Here is a 24,456-nt window from a genome sequence, read left to right as displayed (position 1 = left end):
CATGTTCAAGTGGCTTCTCGAAAGCAGCCTGAAGAACCGGCTGCTGGTGATCATCGCCAGCGTGGTGCTGATGGCCTATGGCGCATTCACGCTCACGACCACCCCAGTGGACGTGTTCCCCGATCTCAACAAACCCACGGTCACCATCATGACCGAGGCCGGCGGCATGGCCGCCGAGGAGGTGGAGCAGCTCATCACCTTCCCACTCGAGACGACGATGAACGGGCTGCCCGGCGTGGAGTCGGTCCGCTCGACCTCGTCGGCCGGTCTGTCCTTCCTCTACGTCACCTTTGACTGGAGCACCGACATCTTCCGCGCCCGGCAACTGGTGTCGGAGCGGCTGTCCTCGATGGAGGAAGGCCTCGCGGAAGGCGTCGTGCCGCGCATGGGTCCGATCAGCTCGATCATGGGCGAGATCATGCAAATCGCGATCCCTGTCGACCCGAGCAAAGTCAGCCCGATGGTCGTGCGCGAGTACGCTGACTGGGTGCTGCGCCCGCGCTTGCTGTCGGTGCCGGGCGTGGCACAGGTCATCCCGATCGGCGGCGAGGTGCGGCAGTTCCAGGTGCAGCCCAACACGGCACGCATGGCGGAACTGGGCATCACGCACGAGCAGCTCGAAGGCGCGTTGAAGGGCTTCTCCAGCAACACCTCCGGCGGGTTCCTAGAGCTCAACGGTCGCGAGTACCTGATCCGTCACCTCGGACGCACCTCCCGGCTTGATGACCTGAAGAACCTCGCGCTCTCCGCGAAGAACGGCCAGCCCATCTTGCTGCGGCAAATCGCCGACGTCACGTTTGCCGCTGCGCCCAAACGCGGTGATGCGGGGTTCGAGGGCAAGCCCGCCGTCATCCTCGGGATCCAGAAACAGCCGACCGCCGACACCATCGCGCTCACCAAGTCTATAGAGGACGCGCTGATGGGACTGAAAGCCTCCTGGCCCGCTGGCATGGAGGCACCGCGCGTGACCTTCCGCCAGGCCAGCTTCATCGAAGCCTCGATCACCACGCTGCAGGGCAAGCTGATGGCTGCGTCGATCTTTGTGGCCTTGATCCTGTTTTTCTTCCTCGGCAGCGTGCGACCGACCGTCATCGCGCTGACGGCCATTCCCGTGTCCATCTGCGTGACAGCGCTGGTGTTCCGCTACTTCGGACTGTCGATCAACACCATGACGCTTGGGGGGCTAGCGATTGCCATTGGCGGCCTGGTGGATGACGCCGTGGTCGATGTGGAGAACATCATCCGCCGACTCAAGGCCGACCGGGCGAACGGCGCCTTGAGTCGCTTGCATCCGATCGAGCTGGTGGCCAAAGCGTCCATGGAGGTGCGCTCTGGCATTCTCTATGCCACGGTCATCATCGTGCTGGTCTTCATCCCGCTGTTCGCGCTGCCGGGCTTAGAAGGCAAGCTGTTCGTGCCGCTGGGCATCGCCTTCATTGTGTCTACGCTGGCTTCATTGATCGTGTCGGTGACGGTGACGCCGGTGCTGAGCCTTTATCTGCTGCCGCGCATGAAGAACTTGGACCATGGCGACACCAAAGTCCTGGCATGGTTGAAGGCGCGCTACCGCCACAGCCTGCAGAGCATTCTGGATCGACCCAAGGCCGCCCTCTCGGCGGCGGGTGCGGCCGTGCTGTTGGCTGCGGCTGCCGTGCCCTTCTTCCCCACGACCTTTCTGCCCCCCTTCAACGAGGGCACGCTGCTGATTGGGCTGCGCCTGAACCCCGGTGTGACGCTCAGCGAAACCTCGGCGCTGGCGCGCCAGGCTGAAGTGCAGATCAAGCAGGTGCCGGAAGTGACCCACGTCGGCCGGCGCAGTGGACGGGCTGAGTTGGACGAGCATGCCGAAGGTGTCCATGTCAGCGAACTGGACGTAGGCCTGAAGCCCGCTGCCGAGCTGACCCGCAGCATGGACGAGATCAAGGCCGACATCCGCGCACGCTTGGTGAACCTGCCTGCAGCACTTGAGATTGGCCAGCCCATCTCGCACCGAATCGACCACATGCTCTCCGGCGTACGCTCGCAAATCGCGATCAAAATCTTCGGGGAAGATCTTGACGCCCTACGCGGGCAGGCAGATGCCTTGCGGAACAAGCTGGCCTCGATTCCGGGCCTTGCCGACCTGCAGATTGAAAAGCAGGTGCTGGCGCCGCAGATCAAGGTGCGCGTCGACTATGCGGCGGCGGCCCAGTACGGCGTGCCAGCACCCCAGGTGTTGAACACGCTGCAGGCCTTGGTCGAAGGCGAGAAGATCACCCAGATCGTCGAGGGCAGCCGACGCTTCGCGCTGGTGGTCAAACTGCCGGAGTCAGCACGCTCGGTCGAAGGTCTGGGCCAAGTCCTGATCGAGACGCCAAACGGTCGCATCCCGCTGTCGAAGATCGCCACGATCGAGGACGGCGACGGCCCCAACCAGATCAACCGCGACGACGGCAAGCGCCGCATCGTGCTGTCGGCCAATGCGTCCGGACGGGCGCTGTCGGAGGTCGTGGCCGACATTCGCAAGGTGGTGTCCGAGACCCAACTGCCCGAGGGTTACTTCATCACACTGGGAGGGCAATTCCAGGCGCAGGAAGAAGCCTCTCGGCTGGTTGGCCTGCTGTCCATCGTGTCGCTCACGCTGATGTTTGTGGTGCTGTACAGCCGCTACAAGTCGGCAGTGCTGTCGGCGCTGATCATGGTGAACATCCCGCTGGCCTTGGTCGGCGCCGTGATCGGCCTGTGGCTGTCGGGTCAACCACTGAGCGTGGCAGCGCTGGTGGGTTTCATCACGCTGGCCGGCATCTCGGTGCGAAACGGCATTTTGAAGGTCAGCCACTACGTGAACCTGATGCGCTTCGAGGGCGAGTCCTTCGACCAGCAGATGATTCTGCGCGGCTCGCTGGAGCGGCTGAGCCCGGTGCTGATGACGGCGCTGGTGACTGCTTTCGCATTGGCGCCGCTGCTGTTCGAAGCCGAACAGCCCGGCACCGAGGTTCTGCACCCGGTGGCCGTGGTGATCTTCTCTGGGCTCATCAGCTCCACCCTGCTCGACACCTTCCTGACGCCCGCGATGTTTTGGCTCTTCGGGCGCAAGCCGGCCCAAGCGCTGATGAACGACCGGGACGCCGAAGCGCTTTGAGCGCCTCTCCCTGTTCCCTCCCTCCCTCCCACCCGAAAGGTTCACGATGAAACCCCAAGCCCTTCTCCCCGCCCTCGCCCTCGCACTGGTCGGCTCTGCTTTTGCCGCAGGCCAGCACGATCACGCGCACGAACACAAGCCGATGCACGGCGGCGTGGTGGTCGACATCAAGGACATCGACTACGAACTAGTCGCCAAGTCCAGCCTGATCCAGCTTTATCTGCGCGACCATGGCAAAGCAGTGGATGTGTCCAAGGCCAACGCGAAGATCACACTGTTGACCGGCACCGAAGCCCAAGAGATTCAGCTCAAACCTGCCGGGGCGAAGCTGGAAGCCACGGGCAGCTTCAAGGTAGGCCCCGGCACCAAGGCCGTCGCCGTCGTGACTGGGGCGGGCAAACCCGCCACCGTGCGATTCGCGATCAAGTAGTGGGGCGTCTGCCCCCCAAAGGCCATGCGTCGGCTGGCGCCTGCGTGGTGAGGCTGTACGAATGGGCGGCGTGAGCCGCTCAGGGCGCCCGGCCCGACTCCCGCGCCAAGCAGGCGCGGTAACGCGCCTCGCAGCGCTCAGCAAACCAGGCCGTGGTCAGCTTGCGGGTGATCTTGGGGCTGTTGAGCTGGATGTCGGGCAGGCGCTCGCGCTCGGGCGACAGGCCCTTGCGCTGGGCCAGCTCGTACAGCTTGAGATAAGTCGCCGTCTGCTCAAACTCATGCTGTTTTTCCAGCATCAGGTCTTGCGCCACCTGTTTGCTGCCCAAGCCCAAAAACTGCAAGGCTTCCAAGGCCCGCCAAGCCTCGCTGGGGTGGCTGGCGGGCGGCTGGGCCAGCTCGCGGTTGTAGCGCAGTAGGTCGCCATCAGGCACCAAGCTTTGGCCCGTCAATTGGCTCAGCAAGGTTTGCACCGCAGCATTGCGGCTGCTGTAGCGGCCGGCGTTGTAATCCGCAAAGCGATAGAGCATGCGGTTGTAAGACACCGGATAGTCCAGCAACATGGCCGCGCCAAAGTAGACGCCACCGCGCCGCTTGAACACCTCTTCGCGGGCTGAGCCTGCGGGCTGCCAAGGGTAGGCACGCTGACGCATCTGCTCGGCCGCAAAGCTGATGCTGACTTGGGTGGAGCCACCGGTGCGCACCGGGTTGCGCCCTTCCAGCAGCCGCCCGGCAAAGGGAATCTCGTCGCTCATGTCCTCAAACAATCGCGACAACTCCTGCTCCGTCCTCAGCCGCTGCAAGCGCTGGCGATAGGTTTGGCCGGTGCGAGATTGCTTGTCCAAGGCCAGGTCAAACACCAGCTTGGGGATGCCCAGGCGTTCGCGCTTTTTCTCCAGCTCCTGCTGTGCCAGCCGGCCCAGATTGGGCACCGGCGGGTCGGCCTGCCAGGTGGACTCCTGCTCGATCACCGCCGCCAAGGCGCACACCTTGTGCGCCTGCGCGGGAATGCCCAGCGCCGCAAAGCTGACAGCAATGTCCTCGGCCCAGCCCTTGCGGTCTGCAATCTGCGGCGGCAAAACGCGCAGCGCCACTGCCCGCACCTCGGCCGCTGTGACGGCCGGGGCGGGTGGGCGCGCCGGGGGCTCTGGCGGCTTGACCGGTGGCGCCGGGGGGACCGAAGGAGGGCTAGGCGCAGGTGCAGGAGTAGGCCTGGGCGCCGGGGAAGGCGCTGGCCCATCGGCAGCGGGCCGGGGCGGTGGAGACGGCGCAGGCAGGGGCGACGGCGTGGTGCAAGCGGCCAGCGCCAGCACCGCCATCGCACTGAGCCCAAGGCGACAGACAGACGACTTCATTGGGTCCAGTGTAGTGGCGGCAGAATGAGCCCTGGCCGCACTGGGCCACACCCACCCTCGACGGACCCTGCCCATGTCCCTGCCACTGCCGCTCCAGCACCTCCACCTCATTGAGTTCGAAGGCCTCGGCCCCGGCCCCCTGGCCGCCCGCATGCTGCAGGGCATGGGCGCCCGCATCACCCGCATTGCGCGGCCCAGCACGGGTGCGGTGGCCGCGCAATTGGGCATGGGCAACGACCTGCTGGATACGGGCAAAACCACCGTGCGGCTGGACCTGAAGAACCCAGAACACCGCGCTCAAGCCCTGGCCCTGGTGGCCCAGGCCGATGGCCTGATTGAGGGCCTGCGGCCCGGTGTGATGGAGCGCCTAGGCCTAGGCCCCGCCGACTGTGCGGCGGTGAACCCCAAGCTGGTTTATGGCCGCATGACGGGCTGGGGCCAGAGCGGCCCGCTGGCCCACACCGCCGGGCACGACATCAACTATATGGCCCTGAGCGGCATGATGGCCCTGGGCCTGCCCGCCGGGCAGACACCGCAAGTGCCGCCCACGGTGGTGGGCGACGCCACGGGCGCGCTGGGCCTGGCCTTTGGCATAGTCTGCGCGCTGCTGGACGCCCAGCGCAGTGGCAAAGGCCGGGTGGTCGATGCCGCCATCGTGGACATCGTGGCCATGCTGGGCAATATCGGCCAGTGGATTGCGGCCAGCGGCCAGCTGGGCGGCCCCAAACCCAGCCCCTTTCACGACTCGCCTTTCTACGACACCTATGCCTGCGCGGATGGCGGCTTCTTCACCGTGGGGGCGCTGGAGCCGCAGTTCTATGCCGAGCTGCTGAGCCGCCTGGGGCTTGATGACGTGCCCCCCAAGGCCCAGTACGACACCGCCCAATGGCCTGCGCTGAAGGCCCGCCTGCAAGCCTTGTTTGCCAGCCAGCCGCGCGCACACTGGGAGCAGCTGCTGGCCGGGACGGACGCCTGTGCCGCGCCGGTCTTGAGCTTGGACGAGGCCGCCCAGCACCCGCACCTGCAAGCGCGCGGGGTGTATGAGCGCACCGAGAGCGGGGCGTGGTTTGCGGGCACCGCGCCCAAGCTGCTGCCGCTGCGTTAAGGCAGCCTAGTGACGCAAGCGGCTGCGCTGCAAGGTGGCGGAGGGGCGCTCTTGGTACATCGAGGCATAGTCCTGCGCGAACCGGCCCAGGTGTGAAAAGCCCCAACGTGTGGCCACCTCGGTCACTGAGGTACCGGGCAGCGCTTGCATCAGCTCGCGGCGCACTGCTGCCATGCGGCGCAGGGTCAAAGTGCGGCGCGGCCCATGGCCGTAGGCCTCGCGAAACGCGCGCTCTAGACGCGACAGGCTGGTGCCGGCGGCCAGGCACACTTCATCCAAGCGCACGGTAGGGTCTGAGCAGGCGGTGATATAGCTTTCGGCGCGCTGCACCACCCGCCAGCGCTCACGGCTGCTCAGGGTCTCGCCGTGCTGTTCGCGTTCAACCCCGGCCATCCAGGCGGCGGTGAGTGCGCCCAACAAATGTTCATGCCATTGCTCATAGGGCACGCCTGAAGGCTGGGGCGCCGCTTGGCCCATGACCAAGCTCGCCAGTTCTGAGACGGCCTGTTGAAGGCCTGCGGATGTGCTGCCGCGGTGCCAGCCGCCCTGCGACTTCAGCCCCTCCAAAGGCAGGCCCAGCGCCTCCAGCCGCTGGCGAGGAATCTGCAACGCGACCCACTGCGACTCAGACGGCAGGCTGACGGTGAGCTCGCCACCCTCGGGCAACATGACCAAGTCGCCGTTGCAGGCGGGCTGGCCGCGCACGCGCCACTCGCCCTCACCACGGATCACCATGCCCAAAGACACCCGATCCGGGCTCAACAGCCCTTGCGCCAGCACCGACAGCGAGTAAGCGCCCCAGTCCGCACCCAAGGTGTCCAGGGCCATCTGAGCCACCACCCCGTGGAATTGGCCCGGCTCCATTTGCACATGCTCCAACTGGCTGCCTTGCAAGGTGCCACTCATCCCGTGCGGATCAAAGTGAACCAGATGCAGTTGAGAGGGCTTGCTCAGCAAAGCGGGTGTGGCACCCATGGCGGCCTCAGCGAGAGGAGAGGAGCCGATTGTCCGGCCCACGGGCCACTGCGGGGGCACAGGGCTAACCCGAGGCTGGGTGCAAGTTAACGAAAAGTGGATAGCGGCCAGCCGCCTGCCGCCTCCACACTGCCCGACCCGATAGAACACCCTCTGAGCGCCATGACGACCCACACCTTTTCAGCGGCCAAGCTGGCCAGCCTGGGCTTGTTGACCCTGTCGCTGTGCGCCACGGCGCAGCAGCACCAGCATCAGCACCAGCACGGCCCGCATGGGGCCACGCCCCACACCCAAGCCGCCCAACAGGCGCTGCGCAGCAGCCTGCCCTTGCTGGACAAGCAGGCCTTTGCCGATGCCCAGCGTGGCTTGGTCGAGGCCTTGGGCGATGAGGTGATCATGGGTGCGAACGGCCGACCGGTGTGGTCGCTCAAGGGCTATGAGTTTCTGAAGCCCGAGGCTGCGCCGGACACCGTCCACCCTGGTCTGTGGCGCCATGCGCAACTGAACATGACGAACGGCTTGTTCAATGTAACCGACCGGGTGTGGCAACTGCGCGGCTTTGACCTCTCGAACATGACCATCATCGAGGGCGACAGTGGCCTGATCGTCATCGACCCGCTGATCTCCACCGAAGTGGCCGCCGCAGCGATGAAGCTCTACTTCAAACACCGGCCACAGCGGCCGGTGAAGGCGGTGATCTACTCGCACAGCCATGCCGACCACTTTGGCGGCGTGCGCGGCGTGGTGCAGCAAGAGGATGTGGACGCGGGGCGCGTCAGCATCTGGGCGCCTGCAGGCTTTGTGCATGAGGCGGTGGGCGAGAACGTGCTGGCCGGCAATGCCATGTCGCGTCGCGCGCTCTACCAATTTGGCCCGCTGCTGCCACGCAGCGCCAAAGGCCAGGTGGATGCGGGCTTGGGCAAAACCATCTCGCTGGGCAGCATCACCCTGATCGCACCGACCCGCCTGATCGAGAAGCCCGTGGAGACCCACCGCATCGACGGCGTGGAGATCGTCTTCGAGATGACGCCCGGGGCAGAAGCACCGGCCGAGTTCATCATGCACTACCCGCAGTTCAAGGTGCTGAACATGGCCGAGATTGCGACCCAGAACTTCCATAACCTGCTGCCCGTGCGCGGGGCCTTGGTGCGCGACCCGCTGATCTGGTCTAAGTATCTGGATGGCGCACTGCAGCGCTATGGCAGCCGCAGCGAGATCCTGATTGCCCAACACAACTGGCCGGTCTGGGGCCAGGGCCGGGTGCAAGACTTTTTAGGCAAGCAGCGCGATGCCTACAAGTATGTGCATGACCAAGCTGTGCGCCTGCTCAACCACGGCTACACCGGCCCTGAACTGGCCGAGCGCATCCAGATGCCCGACAGCCTGAACCAAGAGTGGTCGGTGCATTCCTTCTATGGCAGCTTGAAGCACAACCTCAAGGCCATCTACCAGCGCTATCTGGGTTATTACGACGGCAACCCCGCCAATCTAGAAAGCCTGCCGCCGGTGGAGACGGCCCAGCGCAGCATCCGCTACATGGGCGGCGCAGACGCCGTGCTGCAGCGCGCCCGCGAGGACTATGCCAAGGGCGACTTCCGCTGGGTGGCGCAAGTCGGCTCACAACTGGTGTTTGCGGACCCCAGCAACCAGGCGGCCCGCCAACTCACGGCCGACGCCATGGAACAGTTGGGCTATCAAAGCGAATCGGCCACCGCACGCAACGCCTATCTGATGGGCGCGCTGGAGCTGCGCCACGGTGTGCCCAAGCTGCCGGGCGCCACCACGGCCAGCCCCGATGTGATCCGCGCCATGCCCTTGGAGATGTACTTCGACTATCTGGGCGTGCGGCTCAATGGCCCTAAAGCCGCGGGCAAGTCGGTGGTGATGAATTGGCGCTTCACCGATGTGAAGCAGAACTTGGTGCTGCGCTTGCAGAACAGCGCGCTGAGCACCAGCATGGACACGCAAGCCGAGCAACCCGATGCCACGCTGACGCTGACCCGCGCCACGCTGGACGCGATTTCGCTGCAACAGATGACCTTTCCGCAGGCGGTGCAAAGCGGTGCCATCCAGATCCAGGGCAATGGGGCCAAGCTGATGGAGCTGCTGCAGTTGCTGGACACCTTCCCGCGCATGTTCCCCTTGGTGGAGCCCCGCCCGAGCCAGACGCCTTGATGCGCCATGAGTGAGATCTACGACTACATCATCGTCGGGGCGGGGTCGGCGGGCTGCGCGCTGGCGCATCGCCTCAGCGCCAACCCCTGGACGCGGGTCTTGCTGCTGGAAGCGGGCGGGCCTGACCGCAGCGCCTTGATCCATGCGCCCGCTGGGGTGGTGGCCATGGTGCCGACCAAGCTCAACAACTGGGCTTATCAGACGGTGCCTCAAGCGGGCTTGAACGGTCGGCGCGGCTACCAACCTCGGGGCAAGACCTTGGGCGGCTCCAGCTCCATCAATGCCATGCTGTATGTGCGGGGCCACCACTGGGACTATGACCACTGGGCAGCACTGGGCAACGCGGGCTGGGCCTATCACGAGGTCTTGCCCTACTTCAAACGCGCCGAGCATAACGAGACCCATCGCGATGAGTTTCACGGCCAGGGTGGCCCGCTCAACGTGGCCGAGATCCAGCAACCCAGCGACTTCAACCAGCGCTTCTTGGCCGCTGCTCAGCGCCGGGGCTGGCCACTGAACAAGGACTACAACGGTGCTCACCAAGACGGCGCCTTCCTCTATCAGGTCACGCAGAAAAACGGTGAGCGCTGTAGCGCCGCCAAGGCCTATCTCACGCCGCATCTGGAGCGGCCGAACTTGGTGGTGATGACCGGCGTGACCACCGAGCAAGTGCTGTTGGAGGCGGGCCGCGCGGTGGGTGTCAAAGCCCGCGTGGCTGGGCACAGCCGAACCTTTGTGGCCCGCCGCGAGGTGGTGCTGAGCGCAGGCGCTTTTGGCTCGCCACAACTGCTGATGCTGTCGGGCATTGGGCCCGGCGCCCATCTGCAAGCACTGGGCATTGCGGTGCAGGCTGACCTGCCGGGCGTGGGCCAAAACCTGCAGGACCACATCGACTATGTCTACAGCTACCGCACCCGCAGCGACACCCAGACCATGGGCTTGTCTTGGCCCGGCATCAGCCGCGTGATCAAGGGCATTGGCGACTGGCGACGGGAGCGGCGGGGCCTGCTGACCACGCCCTTCGCCGAGGCCGGGGCCTTCTTCTACAGCGGGCCCGACGAGCCCATTCCCGACCTGCAACTGGTGTTTGTGCAGGCCTTGGTAGACGACCATGCCCGCAAAGCGCACTTGGGGCATGGCTTCAGCTGCCATGTCACGGTGCTGCGGCCCTGGAGCCGCGGCGAGGTGCGACTGGCCAGCCCCCGGCCAGAGCAGCCGCCCCTGATCGACCCGCACTTTCTGGAAGACCCGCGCGACATGGCGCTGCTGATGAACGGCGCCCATCAGCAACGCGCGCTGCTGGACGACCCGGCGTTCGACGACGTGCGGGAAGCGCCTTTGTACCCTCTGGACCAAACCCAGACAGCCGCCGTGGAGCACGACATCCGCCAACGCGCCGACACCCAATACCACCCCGTGGGCACGTGCAAAATGGGCCGCGACCCCCTGGCCGTGGTCGATGAACGCTTGAGGGTGCATGGCCTGAGCGGCCTGCGCGTGGTCGATGCGTCCATCATGCCGACCCTTGTTGGCGGCAACACCAATGCGCCCACCATCATGATTGCCGAGAAGGCGGCCGACATGATCTTGGCCGACGCCCGCTGAGCCCGGACCGCGCCGCCACTGGTTTTTGCTAGGTGTCATCCGCCGCAGATATGGCAACCTGAGACATCACTGCCATGTGGCAGCACCGCCCTGTCCGTTTCAACCCGAAATCCCCAAGGAGCCCTGATGAATGGCTTGATGATGCAGCAGCAATTGCTGATCTCCAGTTTGTTGACCCATGCCGAGCGCCACCACAGCGAGCAGGAGATCGTCTCCCGCCGCGTTGAGGGCGACCTCCACCGCTACCACTTCAAGGACATGGCCGAGCGCTCACGCCGGGTGGCCAGTGCCTTGGGCAGCTTGGGCGTGCAGCCCGGCGAGCGGGTGGCCACGCTGGCCTGGAATGGCTACCGCCACATGGAGCTGTATTACGGCGTCTCGGGCTCGGGCGCGGTGCTGCACACGCTCAACCCCCGCCTGCACCCCGACCAAGTGGTGTGGATTGCCGACCATGCCGAAGACCAGGTGCTGTGCTTTGACCTGACCTTCCTGCCCTTGGTCGAGGCGGTGGCCGGGCGCGTCAAGACCATCAAACACTTTGTGGTGCTGTGTGGGCGCGAGCACTTCCCCGCCAACAGCAAGATCCCGGGCCTGCTCTGCTATGAAGACCTGCTGGCCCAGGCCTCGCCCGACTATGCTTGGCCTAACTTTGACGAGAACACCGCCGCCACGCTGTGCTACACCTCGGGCACCACCGGCAACCCCAAAGGTGCGCTCTACAGCCACCGCTCCACCCTGCTGCACACCCTGGCCGGTGCCGCGCCCGACGCACTGAACTGCGGCGCGCGCGATGTCATCTTGCCCGTGGTGCCCATGTTCCACGTCAACGCTTGGGGCATTCCGTACATCGCCTGCATGGTGGGCGCCAAGCTGGTGTTCCCAGGGCCGCACCTGGACGGCGCCTCGCTGCACGGGCTGATGGAGAGCGAGAAGGTCAGCATGTCTGCCGGCGTGCCCACGGTGTGGCAAGGCCTGCTGGGCTTTATGGAGGCGCAAGGCCTACGCTTCTCCAGCATGAGCCGCACTGTCATTGGCGGCTCGGCCTGCCCACCGGCCATGATGAAGACCTTTGAAGAGAAGTACCAGGTGCATGTGCTGCACGCCTGGGGCATGACGGAGATGAGCCCGCTGGGCACCGTCTGCGCGCTCAAGCCGGTGCACGACGCCCTGCCGTTCGAGGGCAAGCTGGCCGTGCAGGCCAAGCAAGGCCGCGCGGTGTATGGTGTGGACATGAAGGTGGTGGGTGAAGACGGGCAAGAGCTGCCGCACGACGGCAAGGCCAGCGGCGAGTTGCTGGTGCGCGGGCCGTGGATCATCAGCCAGTACTTCAAGGGCGAGGGCGGCAACCCGCTACGCGACGGTTGGTTCCCCACGGGGGATGTGGCCACCATCGACGCCGAAGGCTTTATGCAGATCACCGACCGCAGCAAGGACGTGATCAAGTCCGGCGGCGAGTGGATCGGCTCCATCGACCTGGAAAACATCGCCATGGCCCACCCCGCCGTGGCCATGGCCGCCTGCATTGCGGCCCGGCATGCCAAGTGGGACGAGCGCCCACTGCTGGTGGTGGTGAAGAAGCCGGGGCAAGAGCTGAGCCGCGAAGAACTGCTGGCCTTTTACGAGGGCAAGATCGCCAAGTGGTGGACGCCCGACGACGTGGTGTTTGTGGACGCCATCCCGCTGGGTGCGACGGGCAAAATGCAGAAGATCAAGCTGCGGGAGCAGTTTGGGGACCACTTGCTAAAAGGCACGCCCTGATGTGACAAGGGCCGGACGATGTGTCCGGCCCTTGAGGCTTCGTTGCCTTATTGCCGTTCGGCCTGAGCCTGACTCAGGCCTGTTGCTCAGCGCAGATCAAACCGATCCAAGTTCATCACCTTGGTCCAGGCGGCCACAAAGTCATTCACCAGCTTGGCCTTGTTGTCGTGCTGCGCGTAGACCTCGGCCAGCGCCCGCAGTTGCGAGTTGGAGCCAAAGGCCAAGTCCACTCGGGTGGCGGTCCACTTCAGGGAACCTGTCTTGCGGTCGCGGCCTTCAAAGTGCCCTTCGGTGCTGGGCTTCCACACCGTGCCCATGTCCAGCAGGTTCACAAAGAAGTCTTGCGTGAGCTGGCCCGGCCGCTGGGTGAAGACGCCCTCTTGCGCGCCACCCACATTGGCTCCCAGCACCCGCAGGCCGCCGATGAGCACCGTCATCTCGGGCGCGCTGAGTGTCAGCAACTGCGCCTTGTCCACCAGCATGGCCTCGGGCGAGACGCGGTAGCTGGCTTTGACATAGTTGCGGAAGCCATCGGCCTGCGGCTCCAGCACCGCAAAGGATTCAGCGTCGGTTTGCTCGGGCGTCGCATCGGTGCGGCCCGGGGTGAACGGCACTTGCACGGGCTGGCCTGCGGCGGCGGCGGCGGCTTCCACGGCGGCGTTGCCCGCCAGCACGATCAAGTCGGCCAGCGAGACCTTCTTGCCCCCGGCGCTCGTGGCATTGAAGTCGCTGCGAATCGCCTCCAAACGCTGCAAGACCTTGGCCAGTTGCTCGGGCTGGTTCACGGCCCAATCCTTTTGCGGGGCCAAGCGGATGCGCGCACCATTGGCGCCGCCGCGCTTGTCGCTGCCGCGGAAGGTCGAGGCCGAGGCCCAGGCCGTGCCCACCAGCTCGCTGATGCTCAGGCCGCTGGCCAGGACGCGGGTCTTGAGCAGGGTGGCGTCATGACTGTCGATCAGCGCATGGTCCACGCTCGGCAGCGGGTCTTGCCAGATCAGGTCTTCGGCCGGCACCTCAGGGCCCAGGTACAGCGCCTTGGGGCCCATGTCGCGGTGGGTCAGCTTGAACCAGGCGCGGGCATAGGCGTCGGCAAACTCGTCGGGGTGGGCCAAGAAATGGCGGGCGATCTTCTCGTAGGCCGGGTCGTAACGCAGGGATAAGTCGGCCGTCGTCATCATGGGGCGGTGCTTGACACCGGGCACATGGGCGTCGGGGATCAGGTCTTGCTCAGCCACGTCTTTGGCCAGCCACTGGTGGGCGCCTGAGGGGCTCTTGACCAGCTCCCACTCGTACTTGAACAGCACCGTCAGGTAGCCCATGTCCCAGGTGGTGGGGTTGGGCTTCCAAGCGCCTTCAATGCCGCTGGTGGTGGTGTGCTCGCTGTGGCCCTTGCCCAGGGCGTTGATCCAGCCGAAGCCCTGGGCTTCCATGGGCGCGGCTTCGGGCTCGGGGCCCACGAGTTTGGGGTCACCGGCGCCGTGGGCCTTGCCAAAGGTATGGCCACCTGCCACCAGCGCCACGGTCTCGGCGTCGTCCATGGCCATGCGGGCAAAGGTCTCGCGCACGTCGCGGCCCGAGGCCACGGGGTCGGGCTTGCCGTCTGGGCCTTCCGGGTTCACGTAGATCAGGCCCATTTGCACGGCGGCCAGCGGGTTCTCCAGCTCGCGCTCGCCACGGTAGCGGCTGTTGGGCTTGTCGCTGGTGGCCAGCCATTGCCGCTCTCCCCCCCAGTAGATGTCTTCTTCGGGCGCCCAGATGTCGGCGCGGCCGCCGCCAAAGCCAAAGGTCTTGAAGCCCATGGTTTCCATGGCCACATTGCCGGCCAGGATCATCAGGTCGGCCCAAGAGAGGGCATTGCCGTACTTTTGCTTGATGGGCCACAGCAGGCGCCGGGCTTTGTCGAGGTTGCCGTTGTCGGGCCAGCTGTTGAGCGGCGCGAACCGCTGGTTGCCGGTGCCTGCGCCGCCCCGGCCGTCAGCCGTGCGGTAGGTGCCTGCCGAGTGCCAAGCCATGCGGATGAACAGGCCGCCGTAGTGGCCCCAGTCGGCGGGCCACCAGTCTTGCGAGGTGGTCATCAGCGCGGCCAGGTCTTGCTTCAGCGCCGCATAGTCCAGACCCTTGAAGGCCTCGGCATAGTCAAAGTCTGCCCCCAGCGGGTTGGAGGCTGCAGGGTGCTGGTGCAGGATGCTCAGATTGAGTTGTTCGGGCCACCAGTCGGCATTGGACGGCGTGGCATGGGTGCTGCGCGCACCGCTGGTGTGAAAAGGGCATTGGCTGGCTTGGCTCATCGTCATCTCCTGGGTTGAATGGGAACGAGTGGCCTTAGTGTTAGCCAATCGCGGAATCAGGTCTATTTGTTGTTAGCTATTGCAATGATTGGCAAGTTGAATGCCCAGTGCGATGCGCCGACGGGCTCCGCCAGCTCGCTTGCCAAGGCGTGCTGGCCATAGGCATGGTGATTGAGTGAGATTTACATCTCATGAGCAGAAACTTTTTAATCCGCGGCCGGTACTCACGCTGGACACGCAACGGCGTGTCCGTGGCTTCCGGCAGTCTGGCCGGTGCGCCATGCGTCCCAACCCAGTAGACACCGGAGACGTCCCATGAAAGTTTTGTCCCTCTTGGCCTTGGCCGCCCTGATGGCCGCAGGCACCGCCCAAGCCCAGTCCACCCCCATCAACCAGTGGCAGATCATTGAAGGCCGCGGCCTGACCGATGACGTGGTGTACCTGGGCATGACCCGCAAGGCAGCGGTGGCTGTCAGTCGCGAATGCAAAGGGAAAGTGAGCACCTGCTCTTTTCAGCCGCAAGCGGGCTCACCAACCCCCATCGACACGCCGGTGGTCACGCTGACCTTCGACGCCAAGAACAAGGTGTCGCGGATAGTCATCAACCAGAACTTCCGCGACATCCAGTGGCCCACCACTGCCGGGGCCACCGACGCCATGTCGATCACCCAAGTGCAGGCGCTCTACCCCGGCTCGTCGATTGCCCCGCTTGGCCCGTTTGACTATGCGCTCACAGCTTCCAAGCAGGGCTACACCTTCAACGAATACAACGAGGGCTCGGACGGCTTTGAGCGCCGCCTCGTCACCCATGTCCTGACCAAGCCCCGGCGCTAAGGCTGCCAAAAGCCCTCAACCCGCGCCGGGCACCGGGTCCTGGCTCCTTGCTCGACTCAGCCCTTTGGCAAGCCGGGGTCAAGCAAACGCAGGACTGAGGGCTATCGGCGAGGTTCATTTCTCGCCCAGCGTGCATTGCTTGGCGCTTCAGTGTGGTGGCTCTCACCACCATAGACGGAGCCACATTGACCGGGTCGGGTGTGCGGCCTTAGTTTCGAGACTTCTTATTAACTCAATCTTGAGGAGAAGTCATGAACCGCACACTCATCAGCCTATCGCTGTGCTCGGCGCTGCTGGCCGCCAGCGGCACCACCCAGGCCGCCACCCCGATCGAGAACTGGCTAATCGTTGAAGGCCGCGGCCTGGGCGATGACTTTGTCTACCTGGGCATGAGCCGACAGAAGGCCATGGAGGTGTCTGGCGGCCTCTGCGCTAACGGTGCACATGGCTGCATCTTCAGGCCCAGAGAAGACGCCGGCTGGATCACCCTGGTGTTTTGCGACTACCCATCGCCCTATGCGTGCGGACCCAAGAAGAAGGTGAAGCGCATTGAGATCCGCCAAACCGGATCACCCATCCAGTGGCGTACCACGGCGGGCGCAGCCGACGGCATGACGGTCGAAGAAGTGCAAGCCCTCTACCCTGGCCATACCTCTTGGGGCACCGGCGGGTCGGGCTGGGTGACCAATGCGAATGGCGGCTACACCTATCAGATCACGGTACAGGTTTGGCCAACGCCGGTGTACTTCTCGACGCACGTCATTCAGGCACCAAAGCGCTGACGCTAACTCCCTGCATCAGCGTACATGCTTGAGCGCTGATGCAGGATGATTCTCTCTAGCGGGCATCTATATCTCAACCACTGGCACTTAGGTTTCACTTGTTTTAGACGTTATAAAAATGTGAATTCTCTGGACTTTGCCTCCGCTAGTCTCGGTACACCCCAACAACTATGTTGGGCCCTTCATCAACGACACACCGAGCGAGGACACTATGAAAGCCCTTTCCCTGATTGGTATGGCATTGCTGTCGATCAGCAGCCTGGCCCAAGCCCAGTCCACCCCCATTGAGCAATGGAAGATCGTTGAAGGCCGGGGCCTGACCGACGACTACGTCTACCTGGGCATGAGCCGCAAAGAGGCCAACACCCGCACCACCAACGGCAACTGCAGAGGCAAAGTCACCCAATGCAGCTTCCGCGGGCAAGACAACCCGGATGCGCCAGTGATCACCCTCTTCTTCAATGAGAAGAACAAGGTCACCGACATCAACTTCATCCAGGGCGGAGCGATCTCTTGGCCCACCACGGCCGGTGTGGTCGATGGCATGACGCCAGAGCAAGTGCAGGCCCTCTACCCCGGCTCCGTCATTCAGCAAGCGGACCCCTTCACTCGCGTGGTGGTGGCCGCACGCCAGGGCTATCGCTACAGCTTCAAGCAGGTGTGCAACTCTGACGACCAGTGCCCCATCTTCACCTATCACTCGGTCTTCAAGCGCCAGAAAGCGCAGTAATCTGCCCTTGGCGCAGGCTGTGTGGCTGCGCCAGGCCGGGGCACCGATAATGGCGGCTTCCAGCACCCGCGCCAGCGGCCTTAGGGCTTGCGGCTAGGTGCGCTACTTTTGCCCAAGCCGCCCGCCCGGGCCGCTTCTTGCCCATGTCCGCCGAACTCGCCGATCAGGTGCGCCGCCGCCGCACCTTTGCCATCATTTCTCACCCTGACGCCGGTAAAACCACGCTGACGGAAAAGCTGCTGCTGTTCTCGGGCGCCATTCAAATCGCCGGGTCCGTCAAGGCACGCAAGGCCAGCCGCCATGCCACGTCTGACTGGATGGAGATTGAAAAGCAGCGGGGCATCTCGGTGGCCTCCTCGGTGATGCAGATGGAGTACCGCGACTGCACCATCAACCTGCTGGACACCCCGGGCCACCAAGACTTCTCGGAAGACACCTACCGCGTGCTGACCGCCGTGGACGCCGCGCTGATGGTGATCGATGCGGCCAATGGCGTGGAGCCGCAAACCCGCCGTCTGCTGCAGGTCTGCCGAGCCCGCAACACGCCCATCCTGACCTTTGTGAACAAGATGGACCGCGAGGTGCAAGACCCGCTGGCCCTGATGGACGAGATCGAGCGCGAGCTGGGCATGACGGTCGTGCCCTTCACCTGGCCCGTGGGCATGGGCAAGCACTTTCATGGCGTGATGGACCTGCGCAAGCAGCAAATGCGCGTCTTCAGCCCCGGCGAGGACCGCGTGGCCGGTGACGAAGAAGTGCTGGACGGCCTGGACCACCCCGAATACGCCCAGCGCTTTGGCATGCAGTTTGAGCAAGCCCAAGGCGAGATCGAACTGGTGCGCGAGGCCGCGCCCGAGTTCAACCTGGACGACTTTTTGGCGGGTAAGCAAACACCCATGTTCTTTGGCTCGGCCGTCAACAACTTTGGCGTGCAAGAGGTGCTGGACGCGCTGGTGGGCCTGGCCCCGGCGCCCGGCCCCCGGCCGGCCATCCAGCGCATCGTCCACCCTGAAGAGCCCAAGTTCACCGGCGTGGTCTTCAAGATCCAGGCCAATATGGACCCCGCCCACCGCGACCGCATTGCCTTCTTGCGCGTGGCCTCGGGCAAGTTTGAGCGCGGCATGACGCTCAAAGTGGTGCGCTCGGGCAAGAGCCTGCGGCCCAACACCGTGGTCACCTTCATGAGCCAGAAGCGCGAGCTGCTGGAAGAGGCTTTTGCGGGCGACATCATCGGCATCCCCAACCACGGCGTGCTGCAACTGGGCGACACCCTGACCGAAGGCGAGAGCCTGCAGTTCACCGGCCTACCCTTCTTCGCGCCGGAACTCTTTCGCAGCGTGGAAGTGGCCGACCCGCTCAAAACAAAGCAGTTGCGCGCCGGCCTGACCCAACTGGGTGAAGAGGGCGCGATCCAGGTCTTCCGCCCCATGGCCGCCAGCATGCTGCTGCTGGGCGCCGTGGGCCAGTTGCAGTTTGAAGTGGTGGCCCACCGCCTGGAGCATGAGTACGGCGTCAAGGCCCGCATCACCAGCGCCCGCATCAACGTGGCCCGCTGGGTCACCTGCGACGAAGCCGACGGCGGCGACAAAGAGCTGAAGCGCTTCATCGACGCCAACAGCCACCGCATGGCCCTGGACGCCGTCGACGCCCCCACCCTGCTGCTGGAATACGCGGGCGAGCTGCGCGCGATTGAAGCCAACTGGCCCAAGATCAAGTTCCACGCGCTGCGCGAGCACGCAGGGCTGGTGTTTCAGCAGCGGATGGAGGGGTGAGTGGGGGAGAGAACGGCCCCGCCGCGCAGAGCACTGAAACCCGGAATACTCAGGTGACCTGGGATAGCGTCACACGCACTCCGACATTGACATCACTGAAGTCGGGGATGCGCCTGATCCGATATGCACACCTCAAGAAATGTGGCTTCTCAAACCATGAGCCTCCCCGCAGAGCCATCCGGTCACATTTTTCTAAGTCTCTGTCGGTCTTGATCGGCTGTCCATGGCTGACTCGAGGCCAAAGCCCTTGTATCGCTTTTGGCTGGTACAGATTGTCCTGCCATGTCCAAAGGTTGCCCGCAAGGTCAAATAGACCGAGAGGGTTCGACGCAAACAGGCCCACCTGAGTCAGGTGGCCTAGCCCGGTGGCCCCGCAATTGGCGAACTGAGCAGCATGGCTCTCGTTTTCGCCCCAGACATATCTTCGTCGGTCAGCTTGGGTCAGGCTAATCGACCGCATTGCACGCTCTGTTTGGTCTTCGGTGGGCAGGCGCGCCTGCCAGCCTGCCAATCCCGCAGCGCCTATCTCGACCTGGATCTGCGTTGTCAACCAACGCGCATATGCACGCGCCTCAAACCAAGATACACCCCAAACTGGACGCTGCGGATGCGCCATTTGCTCGGCCCAGCGCTGTGGTTGATGGCGTTGGTCCTTTGAACGTTGCGCCAGCCAATCTTGGTAGCCAAGATCTTCTACCTGGCTGTCAAACTCACCCAGCCGCCAAGCCCAAGCTTGGGGCGCATCCCACCACTCCGGGTTCTCATAGCCATCAGCATCAATGAAGCACTGCCATTGCGCAACCGTAGTCAAGGTCCGAGCCATGTAGAAGGTGGGCAATTCAATAGGACAGGGTGGATTGTCTTCTTCTCCTCTTTCGCCGCGGACAAATGGTGCCTTTTCTACCCTCACAAAGCCAAGGATGGGTTCTTCACTTGGTGTGGCTTCGCGCCAAGCTTCGCCATCCCAAATTCGAGCGCGCTTAGAGGGTAGTTGCCAACGCCGAGGGTCAAACGCAAAGCGATCATCGCCTAGCGCGGCCACGGTATTGGCGGCTTGTTCGCGCTCCTTCACGGGCCGCTCGAGATCGTCTCGGCGTTGGCCCAGTTGTTGGCGGACTGTATCGACTTGGCGTGTCAGGCCCAAGGGCTCCAACAAACCGTGTTCACCCAATACTCTCAGGTGCGGGGCGAGCAGGGGCAGCTCTGTGTCGTCAAGGACTTTGTCGCTGTATTCATTGTTCAATTTCTCAGGCAACAGTGCAGCTTCCATGAACGGGGCGAGTTGCGCCCAGACTGCGAGTTGCTGGGTGGTTGACAACGGGGTGATGATCCGCCTTACCTCTTCCAGCAGAGTGGGTGGCAATACGTGTCCCGAGACCAAACCCAGGCGCTCGACCAGGGTGCTGCGGGTGCTGGCGTCGCTGCTACTGAGAATTTCTTTGAGGCTAAGGAGGGAAATGTCGATTCGCTGACGATAGCTGATCTCGACACCCCCCGCGCGAGGCGGCTCTAGAGACGCTCTGAGCGCATCGCCGGGCAGTAAGCTCCAGTAGCGCGAGGGCTCTCCAATATCGGCGGCCGACTCCCAGTTCAAGGTGTGGGCCAAGGCCGCGCCCATCAACAAAGGGCTGTAGGCGTGCCGGTGGGCATTGCGGTATTCGCACAGGGTCAGCACAAAGGGTAGCCGCACCTGCTCGGCGCTGTGCAGGGTGCCGGGCTCTTTGGCTAGTCCATGGGCCACAGCGGCGCGCCACACGGTGATGTCGCCGCCCAGGGCGGTGCGCTCCAAGACAAAGCCCTTGTCCTCGTCGTCCTTCCTGGCCCACCCCGCGCGTGGCCCCATGGCCGCCCAACGATAGAGGGTGGCATCGGAGGCATTCAGCTCAAAATGCGGCGGTGTCTCGCGCCTTTGGCGCGACAGAACGGGCTCAAAGCCTTCTAGCATGGGTTGGTAAGCATTCATCCACTCTTTCCACAGTCCCGGTCGGCGGCGCACCAAGCGGTAGAGGTCCGGCGCAAAGAGTTGCAGCAAGGCCAGGGCCAAGAGCATGGCTTGGTCGGGTGCGCCTTGCATGGCTTTGCCCCGCGCCGCCAGCACGCACTGCCACTGGTGCATCAGCTCTTGGGCGCGCAGCAGCTTGCGGGGCACATAGGCTTCAAAGCTGTCTAGCAGCATTTGGGTCAGCGGCGTGGGGCGCGCTGTAGCCGTGGCCGCAGCGCTTGCCTGCTTGCCCGGTGCGCCCTCGTCGCCCAAGCCGCGCTCCATCGTTTGGGTAAACCACAGGCGCTGGCAGCCGGGTGGCAGGGCCGGGTCGGCCATCAGGCGGTCTTCATGCTGGCGCACAAAGGTTTCGGCTTGCTCGCGGGTGAGTGCGGGCAGGCGGAAGGGCAGGTGAACGATCTTCTCCAGGTACTCAAAGCCGGTGATGGGCATCTCGGGCTTGGCACCTTTGAAGCGGTAGTCGCGGTAGCGGTGGGAGATGCCACGCTCGATCACCTCGTCGTCCAGCGCCACCACAAAGGCAAAGCTCTCGACATTGAACACCGTCTTGATGACCTCCAGCATGGCCACGGCCTTTTCGGGCAGGCAGCGGTCTAAGTCGTCGATGAAGACCACAAAGCGCAGCTCGACGGCTTGGGTCAACTCCACACCCTGGGCTTTGGCTTCTTCGGGTGTGATGCGGCTCAGGTCGCGCAGGAACTTTTGAACTTGGTAGTAGTGGCGGCCATCGGCGGTGTAGGCAGGTGACTTGTCCTGCTGGTTTTTCGGCTCGTCTTTGGCCTTGGTGTCACCAGTGTCCTCCCCTGCCAGAAGCTTGGCGGTGCCTTCAACGTGCTCTAAGGCACCCTTTGCCAGTTCACCCGCACCAAAAAAGCCTGCTGCCACACCCACGACAGCCTTGGTGATGCCATGGCCTGCCACCTTGGCCGTCACCTTGGCGGTTGATTCCACTAGTCCCCACTTCTTCTCAAACTCAGCTTTTACTTCAGGCGTGAGGGTCGCCAAGGCTCGCTGCGCCGATTCGCGCCAGGTGCCCATGTCTTTCAGCGTGGTCTGCAGCGCCTCGCTGACATGCATCAGCAGCGGCACCGCCAAATGCGGCTCATGCTCATAGCGCCAGGGGTGAAACCACACCGGCACCGTCACATTCAGCAAGGGGCTGCCTGCATATGCGCTGGGGTCTTGCAGACGCTGGGCCACATCTTTGCCGTTTTGGCGACGGGCTCGGTCGTACACCAACTCCAATAAGCGGCTCTTGCCCGCCCCCCACTCGCCATAGACCCCCACCACCAGTGGGTCAGCCGTGGGGAGCGCGTGAGCAGACTGAACCTTTGCTGTGCTCAAAGCCAAGCGCACGCGGGCCCATAGGCTGTCCGCATAAAGGCCATAGCCCAGCCAGTCCTCAGGCCCTTCGGGCGACACGGGTGACTCTGAACTCACAGGCGCAGCAATCGGCGTTTTTGACATGGGGGCTCCTCGTCGCCGCCGCATTCGATGTATGTTGGCGGCAATGGCTTTGTTTTGTTGATGCGCTGATTCTGCCTGTAGACCTATCAGGCACAAACTCGGTGCCAGCTCTGCAGCCCTCGCGGGTTTCCCCACCCCCTTAACCCCCGTCAAAAGACTAGAACTTGTCACGAAGTTTCTCTATCCTGTGGTCAAACAGACAACAAGACAGAGGAGCTGGCTGTGGACGGCTTGGATGACGATGCAGCCTTGGTGCCCGTGACGGGCACCGTGGTGTTTGCGCTGGTGGCGGCGAGTGCGCCAGCGGGCCAAGCCTTGTCTTTGGCAGCAGCAGGCATTGCCGCACAGCGGCAACTGTTGAGCCGCGCAGCCGCCTTGGTGCAAGCGCCGCAAGGGCGCGTGGTCGAGCGCCAAGGCGATGGGCTCTTGCTGCTGTTCACCCACACCGATGCAGCCGTGGCGTGGGCCCAGGCCAGCCAAGCACTTTGCCCGGTAGTGGGCCAACATGCCCCCGGCACGCTAGCCCTGCGGGTGGGCGCGCACCATGGCCAGATGTTGAGTGACGGAGACGCCTTGTTTGGCCACAGCGTCAACTTGGCCGCCCGCATTGCGGCGGTGGCCGGGCCGGGCGAAACCCTGCTGTCGGCCTCTGCCCAGGCCCAAGCCAGCCCGCCGTGGCGCGAGCAGATGGAAGACCTGGGGCCGTACTACCTTAAACATTTTGATGAGCCACAGCAGCTCTTCAAGTTGCCCGCGTCCATCCCTTTGGGGATGACAGACACCGCCTGAGACCTGCACCATGACTGCGCCCGACTCCTCCACGGACCCGGCCTTCTCAGACCTTGGCTTTGGCTTGAACGCTGACCGCCGAGTGCTGCTGGTGGCGGACATGGTGGAGTCGGTGCGGCTGATGCAGCGCCACGAGTGGGAGACCACACAGCGCTGGCGCAGCTTGGTGCAAACCTTGGTGCAAGACGTACTGCCCGCCCACCAAGGCACGCTGGTGCAACGCCGTGGTGACGGCCTGATGTTGGAGTTTGAATCCGTGACGGGCGCTGCCGCTGCTGCCTTTGAATGCCACCGCCGTGCCGACGCCGCCAACGCGGGCCAGCCGGGGGACCAGCACATCGTGCTGCGCATGGGCTTGCACCAAGCCGAGGTGCTGGCCGATGGCATTGACCTCTATGGGGCGGGGGTGCAGCTTACCCACCGTTTGGCCGCGCTGGCTCAACCTGGTGAGACGCTGTGTACAGCCGAGGTGAGGGACGAACTGACGGATGGGCTGCATGCCAGCGTCTGCGACAAAGGCGAGCGCCTGCTGCCCGGTCAAGAAGACCCGGTGCGGGTGTATCAACTGCAGCCGGTGGGCGACGCGCCGCGCAACTTGCTGCGCTGGGCGCCAGAGTCTTTGCTGCCGCGGATTGCGTTTGTGGCGGCGCAGCGCTACACCAACCCCGACTGGAACACCGTCTGCCAACTGGTGGTGACGGAGCTGACGGCGGCCGCCAGCCGCGTCACCTCTTGGCGCGTGATCTCGGCGCTCAGCACCCGGCGCTTGACGGCCCAAGGCCTGCAGCAGCTCGACGCCCAGAGCGAACAGCGCGTGGCCGACTATGTGGTGCAAGTGGGCTGGGGCCACAGCGACAGCACCCCCGTGATCAGCCTGCGCTGCACCGACGTGCGCCGCCAGCAAGCCGTGTGGCAGCAAGACGTGATTGCGCCACCGCACGCCTGGGTCGCCAGCCAAGAAGGCCTGGCCGCCGACATGGCCCGCGACCTGGCCACCACGCTACTAGCGCGCGAGGTGCACATCGCGCATGACAGCGCGCTGCATTCGCTGCCGGGGTATGCGCTGTTGTTGGCGGCGATAGGTTTGGCTCATCAAACCACGCAGCAAAGTGCCATGCGGGCAGCGACCATACTTGTCAAGCACCGGGAGATCATTCACACGTTTTGTGAAGAGCTTGGGGTGTGAGGCGTGCCATTTTTTCAGGGCCTCGATGGGGGTCTGGTGGTTGAGGGCGCGTTGAGGAATTCGATGGTTGTAGGTGTCGACGT

Annotated in this window: 16 protein-coding genes; 12 read left to right on the top strand and 4 right to left on the bottom strand. The window is 64.2% G+C overall.

All coding sequences use genetic code 11. The features are described from left to right. Nucleotide 1: 1 nt before the first annotated feature. The gene (locus tag ACIQ3Q_RS18880) at nt 2-3,121 is read left to right on the top strand and encodes an efflux RND transporter permease subunit (protein WP_396270741.1); all 3,120 of its coding nucleotides are present in this window, start codon (nt 2-4) and stop codon (nt 3,119-3,121) included. Between the two features lie 46 nt (nt 3,122-3,167). Then, the gene (locus tag ACIQ3Q_RS18875; RefSeq protein WP_396270740.1) at nt 3,168-3,551 is read left to right on the top strand and encodes a hypothetical protein; all 384 of its coding nucleotides are present in this window, start codon (nt 3,168-3,170) and stop codon (nt 3,549-3,551) included. Nucleotides 3,552-3,630: 79 nt separating this feature from the next. Here ACIQ3Q_RS18875 and ACIQ3Q_RS18870 read toward each other — a convergent pair whose 3' ends face one another. Beyond that, on the bottom strand, nt 3,631-4,905 hold the full coding sequence (locus ACIQ3Q_RS18870; RefSeq protein ID WP_396270739.1) for a DUF1615 domain-containing protein: 1,275 nt from the start codon (nt 4,903-4,905) through the stop codon (nt 3,631-3,633). 73 nt (nt 4,906-4,978) lie between these two features. Between ACIQ3Q_RS18870 and ACIQ3Q_RS18865 the strand changes: the two genes are divergently transcribed. Next, on the top strand, nt 4,979-6,010 hold the full coding sequence (locus ACIQ3Q_RS18865) for a CaiB/BaiF CoA transferase family protein (RefSeq protein ID WP_396270738.1): 1,032 nt from the start codon (nt 4,979-4,981) through the stop codon (nt 6,008-6,010). Nucleotides 6,011-6,016: 6 nt separating this feature from the next. Here ACIQ3Q_RS18865 and ACIQ3Q_RS18860 read toward each other — a convergent pair whose 3' ends face one another. Next, on the bottom strand, nt 6,017-6,985 hold the full coding sequence (locus ACIQ3Q_RS18860) for a helix-turn-helix domain-containing protein (protein ID WP_396270736.1): 969 nt from the start codon (nt 6,983-6,985) through the stop codon (nt 6,017-6,019). A 162-nt stretch (nt 6,986-7,147) separates the two neighbouring features. On the opposite strand from ACIQ3Q_RS18860, the gene ACIQ3Q_RS18855 reads away from it, so the two are divergent. The 3 genes from ACIQ3Q_RS18855 (at nt 7,148) to ACIQ3Q_RS18845 (ending at nt 12,523) form a co-directional block, all read left to right on the top strand. Further along, nucleotides 7,148-9,160: an alkyl/aryl-sulfatase gene (locus ACIQ3Q_RS18855; protein WP_396270734.1), complete on the top strand. Its 2,013-nt coding sequence runs from the start codon at nt 7,148-7,150 to the stop codon at nt 9,158-9,160. A 6-nt stretch (nt 9,161-9,166) separates the two neighbouring features. Beyond that, nucleotides 9,167-10,765 carry a GMC family oxidoreductase gene (locus ACIQ3Q_RS18850; protein ID WP_396270733.1) on the top strand — a complete coding sequence of 533 codons (1,599 nt, stop codon included), beginning with the start codon at nt 9,167-9,169 and terminating at the stop codon, nt 10,763-10,765. A gap of 126 nt (nt 10,766-10,891) precedes the next feature. Beyond that, nucleotides 10,892-12,523 (top strand): 3-(methylthio)propionyl-CoA ligase, encoded by a 1,632-nt coding sequence (locus ACIQ3Q_RS18845; protein ID WP_396270732.1) that lies wholly within the window; start codon nt 10,892-10,894, stop codon nt 12,521-12,523. An 86-nt stretch (nt 12,524-12,609) separates the two neighbouring features. Here the strand turns inward: ACIQ3Q_RS18845 and katG are convergent, their stop codons facing one another. Further along, nucleotides 12,610-14,811, bottom strand: a complete 2,202-nt coding sequence (gene katG / locus ACIQ3Q_RS18840) for a catalase/peroxidase HPI (protein WP_396270731.1) — start codon at nt 14,809-14,811, stop codon at nt 12,610-12,612. Between the two features lie 315 nt (nt 14,812-15,126). Between katG and ACIQ3Q_RS18835 the strand changes: the two genes are divergently transcribed. The 4 genes from ACIQ3Q_RS18835 (at nt 15,127) to ACIQ3Q_RS18820 (ending at nt 18,929) form a co-directional block, all read left to right on the top strand. Then, on the top strand, nt 15,127-15,645 hold the full coding sequence (locus ACIQ3Q_RS18835; protein ID WP_396270730.1) for a hypothetical protein: 519 nt from the start codon (nt 15,127-15,129) through the stop codon (nt 15,643-15,645). A 251-nt stretch (nt 15,646-15,896) separates the two neighbouring features. Then, nucleotides 15,897-16,427: a hypothetical protein gene (locus ACIQ3Q_RS18830; RefSeq protein WP_396270729.1), complete on the top strand. Its 531-nt coding sequence runs from the start codon at nt 15,897-15,899 to the stop codon at nt 16,425-16,427. 211 nt (nt 16,428-16,638) lie between these two features. Next, complete coding sequence (locus ACIQ3Q_RS18825; RefSeq protein WP_396270728.1) at nt 16,639-17,157, top strand: hypothetical protein; 519 nt, start codon at nt 16,639-16,641, stop codon at nt 17,155-17,157. 143 nt (nt 17,158-17,300) lie between these two features. After that, complete coding sequence (locus tag ACIQ3Q_RS18820) at nt 17,301-18,929, top strand: peptide chain release factor 3 (RefSeq protein ID WP_396270727.1); 1,629 nt, start codon at nt 17,301-17,303, stop codon at nt 18,927-18,929. 49 nt (nt 18,930-18,978) lie between these two features. On the opposite strand, the gene ACIQ3Q_RS18815 is transcribed toward ACIQ3Q_RS18820, so the two are convergent. Next, nucleotides 18,979-22,398, bottom strand: coding sequence for an SUMF1/EgtB/PvdO family nonheme iron enzyme (locus tag ACIQ3Q_RS18815; RefSeq protein WP_396270726.1), 3,420 nt, complete (start codon nt 22,396-22,398; stop codon nt 18,979-18,981). 222 nt (nt 22,399-22,620) lie between these two features. On the opposite strand from ACIQ3Q_RS18815, the gene ACIQ3Q_RS18810 reads away from it, so the two are divergent. Beyond that, nucleotides 22,621-23,187 (top strand): adenylate/guanylate cyclase domain-containing protein, encoded by a 567-nt coding sequence (locus ACIQ3Q_RS18810; protein ID WP_396270725.1) that lies wholly within the window; start codon nt 22,621-22,623, stop codon nt 23,185-23,187. A gap of 10 nt (nt 23,188-23,197) precedes the next feature. Continuing rightward, nucleotides 23,198-24,373: a hypothetical protein gene (locus ACIQ3Q_RS18805; protein ID WP_396270724.1), complete on the top strand. Its 1,176-nt coding sequence runs from the start codon at nt 23,198-23,200 to the stop codon at nt 24,371-24,373. The last annotated feature ends 83 nt before the right edge of the window (nt 24,374-24,456 follow it).

Origin of the sequence: Ideonella sp. (assembly GCF_044358605.1) — a bacterium.
Classification (GTDB): domain Bacteria; phylum Pseudomonadota; class Gammaproteobacteria; order Burkholderiales; family Burkholderiaceae_C; genus Ideonella.
Note: the sequence above shows the minus strand (reverse complement) of the source record. Positions and strands in the feature narration are given on the sequence as shown.

Coding starts and splice junctions, on each gene's coding strand:
- ACIQ3Q_RS18880 (WP_396270741.1), top strand. CDS start 2: ATGTTCAAGTGGCTTCTCGAAAGCAGCCTGAAGAACCGGCTGCTGGTG.
- ACIQ3Q_RS18875 (WP_396270740.1), top strand. CDS start 3,168: ATGAAACCCCAAGCCCTTCTCCCCGCCCTCGCCCTCGCACTGGTCGGC.
- ACIQ3Q_RS18870 (WP_396270739.1), bottom strand. CDS start 4,905: ATGAAGTCGTCTGTCTGTCGCCTTGGGCTCAGTGCGATGGCGGTGCTG.
- ACIQ3Q_RS18865 (WP_396270738.1), top strand. CDS start 4,979: ATGTCCCTGCCACTGCCGCTCCAGCACCTCCACCTCATTGAGTTCGAA.
- ACIQ3Q_RS18860 (WP_396270736.1), bottom strand. CDS start 6,985: ATGGGTGCCACACCCGCTTTGCTGAGCAAGCCCTCTCAACTGCATCTG.
- ACIQ3Q_RS18855 (WP_396270734.1), top strand. CDS start 7,148: ATGACGACCCACACCTTTTCAGCGGCCAAGCTGGCCAGCCTGGGCTTG.
- ACIQ3Q_RS18850 (WP_396270733.1), top strand. CDS start 9,167: ATGAGTGAGATCTACGACTACATCATCGTCGGGGCGGGGTCGGCGGGC.
- ACIQ3Q_RS18845 (WP_396270732.1), top strand. CDS start 10,892: ATGAATGGCTTGATGATGCAGCAGCAATTGCTGATCTCCAGTTTGTTG.
- katG (WP_396270731.1), bottom strand. CDS start 14,811: ATGAGCCAAGCCAGCCAATGCCCTTTTCACACCAGCGGTGCGCGCAGC.
- ACIQ3Q_RS18835 (WP_396270730.1), top strand. CDS start 15,127: ATGAAAGTTTTGTCCCTCTTGGCCTTGGCCGCCCTGATGGCCGCAGGC.
- ACIQ3Q_RS18830 (WP_396270729.1), top strand. CDS start 15,897: ATGAACCGCACACTCATCAGCCTATCGCTGTGCTCGGCGCTGCTGGCC.
- ACIQ3Q_RS18825 (WP_396270728.1), top strand. CDS start 16,639: ATGAAAGCCCTTTCCCTGATTGGTATGGCATTGCTGTCGATCAGCAGC.
- ACIQ3Q_RS18820 (WP_396270727.1), top strand. CDS start 17,301: ATGTCCGCCGAACTCGCCGATCAGGTGCGCCGCCGCCGCACCTTTGCC.
- ACIQ3Q_RS18815 (WP_396270726.1), bottom strand. CDS start 22,398: ATGTCAAAAACGCCGATTGCTGCGCCTGTGAGTTCAGAGTCACCCGTG.
- ACIQ3Q_RS18805 (WP_396270724.1), top strand. CDS start 23,198: ATGACTGCGCCCGACTCCTCCACGGACCCGGCCTTCTCAGACCTTGGC.